General features: G+C 42.3%; 9 protein-coding genes. 7 read left to right on the top strand and 2 right to left on the bottom strand.

All coding sequences use genetic code 11. The annotated features are described in order from the left end of the window. Positions 1–656 precede the first annotated feature (656 nt). The 7 genes from BO222_RS02150 to BO222_RS14225 all read left to right on the top strand — a co-directional run bounded on the left by BO222_RS02150 (position 657) and on the right by BO222_RS14225 (position 8,067). Positions 657–878, top strand: a complete 222-nt coding sequence (locus BO222_RS02150; RefSeq protein WP_075817957.1) for a FeoA family protein — start codon at positions 657–659, stop codon at positions 876–878. After that, entirely contained in the window at positions 871–2,889 is a 2,019-nt protein-coding gene (feoB, locus tag BO222_RS02145) for a ferrous iron transport protein B (protein ID WP_075817955.1), read from the top strand. The genes BO222_RS02150 and feoB overlap by 8 nt, the downstream gene beginning before the upstream one ends. Positions 2,890–3,357: 468 nt before the next feature. Continuing rightward, positions 3,358–4,458: a mannonate dehydratase gene (gene uxuA / locus BO222_RS02140; RefSeq protein WP_075817953.1), complete on the top strand. Its 1,101-nt coding sequence runs from the start codon at positions 3,358–3,360 to the stop codon at positions 4,456–4,458. A gap of 75 nt (positions 4,459–4,533) precedes the next feature. Continuing rightward, positions 4,534–6,165, top strand: a complete 1,632-nt coding sequence (locus BO222_RS02135; protein WP_233131188.1) for a mannitol dehydrogenase family protein — start codon at positions 4,534–4,536, stop codon at positions 6,163–6,165. 1 nt (position 6,166) lies between these two features. Continuing rightward, complete coding sequence (locus tag BO222_RS02130; protein WP_075817951.1) at positions 6,167–6,805, top strand: bifunctional 4-hydroxy-2-oxoglutarate aldolase/2-dehydro-3-deoxy-phosphogluconate aldolase; 639 nt, start codon at positions 6,167–6,169, stop codon at positions 6,803–6,805. Beyond that, on the top strand, positions 6,805–7,833 hold the full coding sequence (locus BO222_RS02125; RefSeq protein WP_075817949.1) for a sugar kinase: 1,029 nt from the start codon (positions 6,805–6,807) through the stop codon (positions 7,831–7,833). The genes BO222_RS02130 and BO222_RS02125 overlap by 1 nt, the downstream gene beginning before the upstream one ends. A gap of 99 nt (positions 7,834–7,932) precedes the next feature. Further along, positions 7,933–8,067, top strand: coding sequence for a hypothetical protein (locus tag BO222_RS14225; protein WP_269843609.1), 135 nt, complete (start codon positions 7,933–7,935; stop codon positions 8,065–8,067). A 2-nt stretch (positions 8,068–8,069) separates the two neighbouring features. Here the strand turns inward: BO222_RS14225 and BO222_RS02120 are convergent, their stop codons facing one another. Further along, entirely contained in the window at positions 8,070–8,966 is an 897-nt protein-coding gene (locus BO222_RS02120; protein WP_075817947.1) for an AraC family transcriptional regulator, read from the bottom strand. A gap of 304 nt (positions 8,967–9,270) precedes the next feature. After that, positions 9,271–9,593: hypothetical protein (locus BO222_RS02115; protein ID WP_233131187.1), on the bottom strand; the 323-nt coding region annotated here is incomplete at its 5' end.

Here is a 9,593-nt window from a genome sequence, read left to right as displayed (position 1 = left end):
AGCCCCTTCGGGGTCCTGTGGACCCTGGACAGAACAGACCAGGCATGTAGTGTTTGAATCAGGCAGTGAACTGGTCCAGTAAACTAACGGCTGTAAAACTACTTACACAGTTTAGTTGACAGATCCGAATTATGGACAATCAAAAGAATATGTGGCTAATTTTTTAGAAATTTCAAATGCCCATCTTGAATCAATTCTTTCTGAGATGAACAAATAAGAAGCGATTAAGTATTATCAACAAGCATTCAATAATTATTGGTTTCAATTCTCCAATAAGTAGTACGAATTGATTTTATTACGATGAAGCAGGTATCGGAATCTGACACCTGCTTTTTTGCGTTTTGTGTCACGTTTATTTCAAAAAAATTATAGATTGTCTTTTGCTTCTTTCACGGTTTGGGAAATTTTGATTTCAGGTTCTGTTTCAGCTTCAAATCTAATTTTGACTCCCATTTTTCAGAAAGACAGAATAATGGACCAATCAGAATTAGATGGTTAAAGATGGTGATAATCAGAAAATATGTTATTCAAGATAAGAATAATGAATAAGCCGGGAAATCGAAAGTATGCTAAAGCTAACTTTTTATCTTTTTCGTTGTATAATCGATTCAGCCTAAAAAATTATGGATTAAATACAGAAAGTGATGGGATGAACTATGAGACTCAAAGATGTACCGCTCTCTTCAACCGTAAAAGTTGTTTCTATAGATCTCAATGAAGATACCAAACGTAGGCTGCAGTCCCTTGGGATGTTGCCCGGAACCCCCTTACAGGTATTGCATCGGAAGAAATCAGGAACGATGGTGATTTCACTGCGGTCCAATCGATTTGCGATCGGATCAAAAATGAGTGCTGGAATCGAGGTGGATCATGTCTGAACAGCTCACAATTGGCTTTATCGGCAATCCCAACTGCGGAAAAACGACGTTATTTAACGCCTATACCGGGGCCAATCTCAAAGTAGCCAACTGGCCTGGAGTCACGGTGGAAAGAATGGAAGGGGCAATCAATGAACACGGTCATACCATTCGTCTGGTCGATCTGCCAGGAACCTATTCACTCAACTCCTTTACAATGGAAGAACAGGTTACCAGACAATTTCTTGAATCCGATCAGGTCAGTGTCATCATCGATGTCGCGGATGCATCTTCCCTTGAACGCTCCTTATATCTGACCCTTCAGCTGATCGAGATGAATAAGCCGATGGTGCTTGCTCTGAATATGATGGATATTGTCGAAAAACGGGGAATTGACCTGGATATACATCGCCTTTCAGAAATTCTCGGTGTACCGGTTATACCGGTTACCGCCAGGAAAAAACGCGGATTAAAGACTTTGCTGCATGCGGCATTGCATCAATATGAAGATTCTAATGCGATCAACCATCAGCCGATGGATCTGCATTCTGAAACGATTAAGGAAAGAGTCCTGACTTATTCACCGGATATTGAAAGACAGATTGCTCAGATCGAAGAAAAGCTGGCTTCTGTCTCAGACAATCCTCGTTTAAGTGCAATTGAGTGGCTTTTAAAAGATGAAGAAACCACAAGAAGGTATAAGGACTATGATCTTCCAATTCAATCAGAAGAGCAGATGAATCAGATCATCAATCAGAAATATGATTTTATTCAGGCCATCCTCAACGAGGTTCTTTTAGGCAGAGAAAAGTCCGATGAACTCAGCGAAAAAATCGACGCGGTGGCTTTGAAACCATTCTGGGGAATTGTCCTCTTCCTGTTAATCATGGCCGGTGTTTTTGAGCTGACTTTTTCCATCGGAGACTGGATCAGTGGATATGTTGAAATATTGATTGGCTGGTTTACCGAAGGAGTCGGCTCAGTTTTAGTCAGTCTGCATACGGCAGATTGGCTGATCAACCTGATCTGCGATGGAATTATTTCAGGCGTGGGCGGAATTCTTACTTTTCTGCCGAATATTACGATTCTGTTTATCGCTCTTGCCTTCCTTGAAGATTCGGGATATATGGCAAGAGTCGCCTATATCATGAACGATATCATGGAAAAGCTTGGGCTTTCAGGACGGGCCTTTATTCCGATGGTTCTGGGCTTTGGATGTACAGTTCCTGCCATTATGGCTTCAAGAGCGCTCGAATCCAAAAAAGACCGCAGAAGAGTCATGCTGATCACTCCGTTTATGTCCTGTTCGGCAAAACTTCCGGTCTATATTCTGTTTGCGGGAATGTTTTTCCCCAAGCAGCCAATGTGGGCTGCCTATTCTCTTTATGTGATCGGAATCGGAATGGCTTTACTCCTTGCCTGGATTCTCAAACATTTTGAAAAGGAAGTCGAAGATTTTCCACTTCTCATCGAACTTCCGGCTTATAAAGCGCCAAGTGCTCATACAGTTCTCGTTTATGTATGGGATAAGGTAAAGAGCTTTTTGATGAAAGCGGGAACGATCATTTTTGCGGCATCCATCGTGTTATGGCTGTTTACGCATTTCTCGATAAGTGGTTATACCGAAGATATATCTGTTTCATTTGCAGCTCAGTTTGGTAAGGCTTTTTCCTGGGTTCTGGTTCCTTGCGGACTTGGATTCTGGCAGATCGTTGTTGCTTTAATTGCCGGCGTATCGGCAAAAGAAGTTGTTGTCAGTTCAATGGCGGTTTTATTTCAGGTAGCCAATGCGAACAGCTTTGAAGGAATGCAGGCGATGCATCTGCAGCTTGAAGCCATTGGCTTTGGAGCTCTGAATGCTTATTGTATGATGCTTTTCTGTTTGTTGTATGTGCCGTGTCTGGCCTCATTGGCAACCATTAAAAAAGAATCTGGAAGCAGCAGCTTCATGTGGAAATCCATAGCCTTTCAGCTGTTTGTCTCTTGGACTGTAACCACGATTGTCTATCAGGTTGGAAGCTTATTTGTATAAATTTAAATCAGGAATAAAAAAGAGAGCGTTGGGTCATTAAAATCTGACGCTCTTTTTTGCGCAGAACAGGTTTCAGGTCACAAAATTATTTTGCGTGATGGGATTAATAACTGAAAAACGGTTATTGGCAATGGATTTGCTTTTTTGAGCAGATTTATTTCTTTATGGTTTGTTCAAACTAACATTATAAGTACGAGACCATCTTAATCGGATAACAATTCAATGCGACTTGTACATTAGTCTTTGGGGATTTTCGATCGAACAATATGCAATGTACAACACATAAAACAATAGAAAATACGAGCAAAATGACCGTAAATTCGAAAGATTCGGCATTAAAGGACTGATGGTTTCCTGAAGCAACTTTTGCAATATCATAGACAACTATCACTATTGGATTTTGGGTGCTGAAGATCGATACTGAAAGCACGATGTAAGCGTAAACACAACGCAAAGGAGGATGTACACATGGAAATGACATTACGCTGGTATGGACCAGGACACGATACGATTACACTTGAACAGATTCGACAGATCCCAGGAGTTACTGGAGTTATTACGACTCTTTATGATAAACAGCCAGGTGAGCTCTGGACTCAGGAAGAAATTCACAATTTAAAGGAATATGTAGAATCTCACGGATTAAATCTGTCCGGTATTGAATCAGTGAACGTTTCTGATGCGATTAAAATTGGTTCTCCTGAAAGAGAACAGGATATTGAAAACTATATTCAGACTCTTGAAAACCTTGGAAAAGAAGGAATCAAGACTGTTTGTTATAACTTTATGCCAGTATTTGACTGGACTCGTACTGAGCTTGCCCGCGAACTTGAAGATGGTTCTACAGCGTTAGCTTATTCCCAGAAAGCTGTAGATAACATGGATCCAGAAAAAATGTTTGAATCCATTGCCGATGACATGAACGGAACAGTTATGCCTGGCTGGGAACCAGAACGTATGGAAAAGATTAAGGAACTCTTTGCCGCATACAAGGATGTGGATGAAGAAAAACTTTTCAATAATCTGGTGTATTTCCTGGAAAGAATCATGCCAACTTGCGATAAGTACGATATCAATATGGCAATTCACCCGGATGATCCAGCATGGCCAATTTTTGGACTGCCAAGAATCATCACAAGCAAGGAAAAAATTCAGCGTCTGATGAAGGCAGTTGATAACCCACATAACGGAGTCACGTTCTGTGCTGGAAGTTACGGAACCAATCTGAAAAACGATCTGCCAGATATGATTCGTTCACTGCCAGGAAGAATTCACTTCGCTCATGTCAGAAACCTGAAATTCAATGACAAAAACCCTGAAACACTCGACTTTGAAGAAGCACCACATCTGTCCCGCTGCGGAACTTTCGACATGTATGAAATCATGAAGGCTCTGCACGACATCAACTTTGATGGACCAATCCGTCCTGACCATGGACGTATGATCTGGAACGAAGTCGGTATGCCTGGATATGGTCTGTACGACCGTGCCTTAGGTGCAACTTACCTTAACGGTCTGTGGGAAGCCATTGAAAAATCTGAAGCTGAAAAAGAAAAAGAAGTGGCTTAGTAAAAAACAATCCAGCCAGAATGGACTGGCTTTTGTAAAAAACAAATCAAATAGTAGAAATGAAGGACTGATCAAATGATGAAATTATCAAACGAAGGCCTTAAGAATACCCAGGAATGGGTCAGCGCAGGCTTTAATATCCCAACGTATGATCGTCATGCAATGGTTGAAAAAACCATTGCAGAGCCGACATGGGTTCATTTTGGAGCCGGAAACCTGTTTAAGGCATTCCCGGCTGCAGTGGCTGAAAAGCTGCTCAATGAAGGTAAGATGGAAAAAGGTGTCATCGCGGTTGAAGGTTTCGATCCGTTTATGATCGAAGTCAACAAGGAACACGATAACCTGGCTGTTCTTGCGACTTTAAAACACGATGGAAACGTCGATAAAACAGTGGTTGGTTCGATTGCTGAAACTGTTATGCTTGATCCAAAAGATCAGGACGCATGGAAACGGATGGCAAGCATCTTCACAGCTCCGAGTCTGCAGATGGCCAGCTTTACAATCACTGAAAAAGGATATGCCATTACCGATGCGGCGGGAAATCTGCTTCCTCTGGTAGAAAAAGATTTCGAAAACGGACCGCAAAATCCTGAGTCTTACCTTGGAAAAGTGGCTTCCCTGCTTTATGAGCGTTACAAAAACGGGCAGCTGCCAATTGCCATGGTATCCATGGATAACTGCTCTCATAATGGACAGAAACTTCAGGATGCCATTGTGGCCTATGCGAAAGGTTGGTTAAAAAATGGAAAATCGGACGAAGGATTTGTCGAATATCTCGAAAATCCGGCAAAGGTTTCCTTCCCATGGAGCATGATCGATAAGATTACGCCTCGCCCGGACGCTTCGGTTGAAGCCATGCTTGAAGAAGCTGGACTTGAAGATGTTAAACCAGTAAAAACGCCGCGCGGAAGTTTTGTGGCTCCGTTTGTCAATGCTGAAGAAACGGAATACCTTGTTATTGAAGATGCTTTCCCAAATGGAAAAGTGCCTCTGGATCTGGGTGGAATTATTTATACCGATCGTGACACAGTAAACAATGTCGAAAAGATGAAGGTCACTACCTGTCTGAATCCTTTGCATACCGCCATGTCTATTTATGGATGCCTGTTAGACTACGATAAGATTTCTGAAGAAATGAAAGATGAAGATATCGTAGATCTGATTCGTATCATTGGCTACGATGAAGGGCTGCCAGTTGTAGTGAATCCTGGAATTCTGGATCCAAAGCAATTTATCGATACCGTAATTGGTGTTCGTCTTCCTAACCCATTTATGCCAGATGCTCCGCAGCGTATTGCTACAGATACATCACAGAAACTGTCTGTTCGTTTTGGAGAAACCATCAAATCCTATCTGAACGATGAAAATCTCAGCACAAACGATCTGAAACTGATCCCGGTTGTATTTGCCGGCTGGATCCGTTATCTGATGGGCATTGATGATCAGGGAGAAGGTTTTGAAATCTCTGCAGATCCGCTTCTTGAAGAAGTAAGACCTGTCGTTGCCAACATCAAACTGGGAGATATAGTGACTGAAGAAACACTTCGTCCAATTCTTTCCAATCAGAAGATTTTTGGTGTAGACCTGTATGAAGCCGGTATGGCGGATGAAGTCGTTAAAATCTTCAATGAACTGATCGAAAAACCTGGCGCTGTCCGTAAAACGCTTCATAAAAAAGTGACAGAAGCAAAAGAGGCGAAAAAATAAGATGAATGCCGTTTTAGAAAGATTTCATGAAATCGGAATCATTCCGGTTGTCGTGCTCGATGATGTAAAAGACGCCGTTCCATTAGGAAAAGCGCTGGTCAATGGCGGTCTTCCTGCAGCTGAAGTCACTTTCCGTACCGCTGCTGTTAAAGGCTCCATTGCCGCAATGAGAAAAGAATGTCCGGATCTGCTGGTAGGAGCTGGAACTGTTCTTTCCAAAGAGCAGGTCGATCAGGCTTTAGAAGCCGGAGCTCAGTTTATCGTCAGTCCGGGTCTGGATAAGGAAGTCGTTTCCTATTGCATTGAAAAAGGAGTTCCAGTGACTCCAGGCTGCGCAACCGCTTCGGATGTGACTGCCGCTTATGCCTTAGGACTGGATGTCGTTAAATTTTTCCCGGCTGAACCGGCTGGCGGAATCAAAATGATTAAAGCTCTGGCTGCTCCTTTCCATATGATGAAATTCATGCCGACTGGCGGAATCTCAGAAAAGAATATGGAAGATTATCTGAAGGAAAAGATGATCCTTTGTGTCGGCGGAAGCTGGATGGTCAAAGCCGACCTGATCAGGGAAGGCAAGTTCGATGAAATCGAAGAACTCTGCAAAAAAGCAGTGAAGAAACTTCAGGAGGTACGTGGATAATGGCCAAGGATAAAGTAGTCACTTTTGGAGAACTGATGCTTCGTCTGGCTCCGGAAGGCTATATGCGTTTTGTTCAGGCGGACAAACTGGGCGCAACCTATGGCGGAGGAGAAGCCAATGTGGCGGTCTCTTTGGCTAACTATGGTCATGATGCTCATTTTGTCAGCAAGCTGCCAAAACATGAAATCGGCCAGGCGGCTGTCAATTCCCTGAGAAAATACGGTGTCAACACAGAAGATATCGTTCGCGGTGGGGATCGTGTCGGAATCTATTTCCTGGAAAAAGGAGCTTCCCAGCGTCCAAGCAAGGTCATTTATGACCGTGCGAATTCTGCTATTGCCAACTCAACAAGAGATGAATATAACTGGAAAGAAATCCTGAAGGATGCCAAATGGTTTCATACAACAGGAATTACTCCCGCTCTTAATGATGAAGTAGCGGCCATTACTCTGGATGCCTTAAAGGCCGCCAGGGAACTGGGTGTTCCAACATCCATGGACCTCAACTACCGCAACAAGCTCTGGAGCAAGGAAAAAGCCGGTAAGGTCATGGATGAATTATGCCAGTATGTGAATGTCGTCATTGCCAATGAAGAAGATGCCAAGGATGTCTTTGGCATTGAAGCAGACAATACTGACATTCATGGCGGAAAGATCGACCGCGAAGGCTATAAGGAAGTCGCTAAAAAACTGAAAGATCGTTTTGGATTTGATAAGGTGGCGATTACTCTTCGTGAATCGATCAATGCCAACCGCAACCTGTGGAGCGCAATGCTTTATGATGGCGATGATTATCACTTCTCGAAGAAATACGATATGAACATCGTTGATCGTGTCGGAGGAGGGGACTCCTTTGGCGGTGGTCTGATTCATGCTTTGCTTAAGGGCATGAACAGCCAGGAAGCGATTGAATTTGCCGTTGCTGCTTCGGCTTTAAAACACACCATTGAAGGAGACTACAACCTGGTTTCTGAAGATGAAGTCTTAAAGCTTGCCGGCGGAGATGGAAGCGGACGCGTTCAGCGATAAACTGCTGGATTAAACATTCGCGCAATACAATACGGATACGATCTGAAAACCAGATCGAAAAAAATCGAAATAATAAAAATAAACAGACCTGTTTCTTTAATGGAAGCAGGTCTGTTTCATGTTGGTGGCTGGATTGATGTTTATAAAGCGGATGAATCGGAATTGGAGTTTGCCCGCTTTGTATTTTATCTGAAGATCCGTTATAAAAAGCTAGGAGAACAGGAAGTTTGCTGATTTTAGTCAGTAGTTTCTGTTGGATCCGATTCGAGCGCTTCAAGAGCTCTTTGGTTACGGTAGGCAGTGGGTGACATTCCGTATTCTTTTTGAAACGCCCGAAAGAAACTGGAGTAGTTCTTAAATCCAGCGTTTTCAATCGCCTTGGAGAGTTCTTCATTGGCTAACAGGGCAATCCGGACCTGATCAAGTCTTTTTTTGATGACAAACTGATGCAGTGAGATGCCCATTTCGGATGTAAACATATGAGAAATATGATATTTCGAGACAAAAAACACCTTGGCAATGGCCGCTAAGGACAGATCTTCATTGAGATGGCCCTGGATATAATCAAGAATCATTTCATTAAGAGGGCGTCCTTCTTTGGAGACATAGGGATGATCAATGTCATAGATTTCCTGATTCAGTTTCAGAACCAGAGCCTGTGCTGAAAGACTTGTCAGCGCCTTGCTGCCGAAGCTGGTGGACTGCATGCATTCAAGCAGGGAAACCAGACGGGCCTGAATGCTGTTGAAGGCAACGCTTGAAAGATGCCAGACATGACGGTCTTTAGCGGTTTCTTCCATAAAATATGCGTACGCTTTGTCGTTTGAAACCATCCAGTCCAGATATTCTTTTGTAATCCAGAATATGAATCGCCGATAAGGCTTTTTATTTGAAATCTTATTATAGTGGCGGCTGCCAGGCGGAATGATAATGACATCCTGTTCTCTGAGTTTATAACAGTGCTCGTTGATGTAACAGGTTGTGTCTCCTTCAAGAAAGAATTGAATTTCATAATGTTCATGATAGTGGGGATGGACGTGAATCTGAACTGAATCATTGTAGTAGTAAAGTTCAAAGTTATCCTGGGTCATTTTTTGACGATCCAGAAAATCAGACCTGAGTTTTTCTTTCATATGCTCAGTTTATCAATTCTTAAGAAGAATATTCTTTTTTGAACAAAAAAAGCGAAAACCAGATGGAATTTCTGATTATTGTTTATGTTTTCGGTTAGATCCAAACAGTATAAAGAAATTGTTTTACTTGAAGGTGCAGCAAACAGAGCAGTAATCTTTTGAATCAACTGAATAAGACGAAAAAAAGCAGGCGTTCAACTGAGTTAACGACTACTTTATTGTCTAAAAAAAACGATATCCGGTTGTTTATCGATGCAGTGAAGTCAACGCCAGCTGAATATCTGCTGGTCTGTTTATTCACTTCTTATTTATCTTCTTCAGAAAGAACCAGTTCAAGATGGGCGTTTGAAATCTCTAAAAAATTAGCAACAGTTTCTCTAGAAAATCCGGAAGCAAGCAATTTTACAGCCATTTTTCTGAGTTCCTGATTTCGACCGATTTCAATCCCCTCATGTTTTCCAATCCGGATTCCTTCATCCTTTCCGATTTTGAATCCTTCATTTCTGCTGGAATTTTGCATTTGAATAATTGCTTCACACATATTGATCACTCCATTCCTGATCTTTATTTTTCTGTCAAATTCGATTTTTGTTACTGCGTAAATCCAATCATACGCCAGAGGGCTGA

The organism is Ileibacterium valens (assembly GCF_001945525.1).
In the GTDB taxonomy this organism is placed as follows: Bacteria; Bacillota_I; Bacilli_A; order Erysipelotrichales; family Erysipelotrichaceae; genus Ileibacterium; species Ileibacterium valens.
Note: the sequence above shows the minus strand (reverse complement) of the source record. Positions and strands in the feature narration are given on the sequence as shown.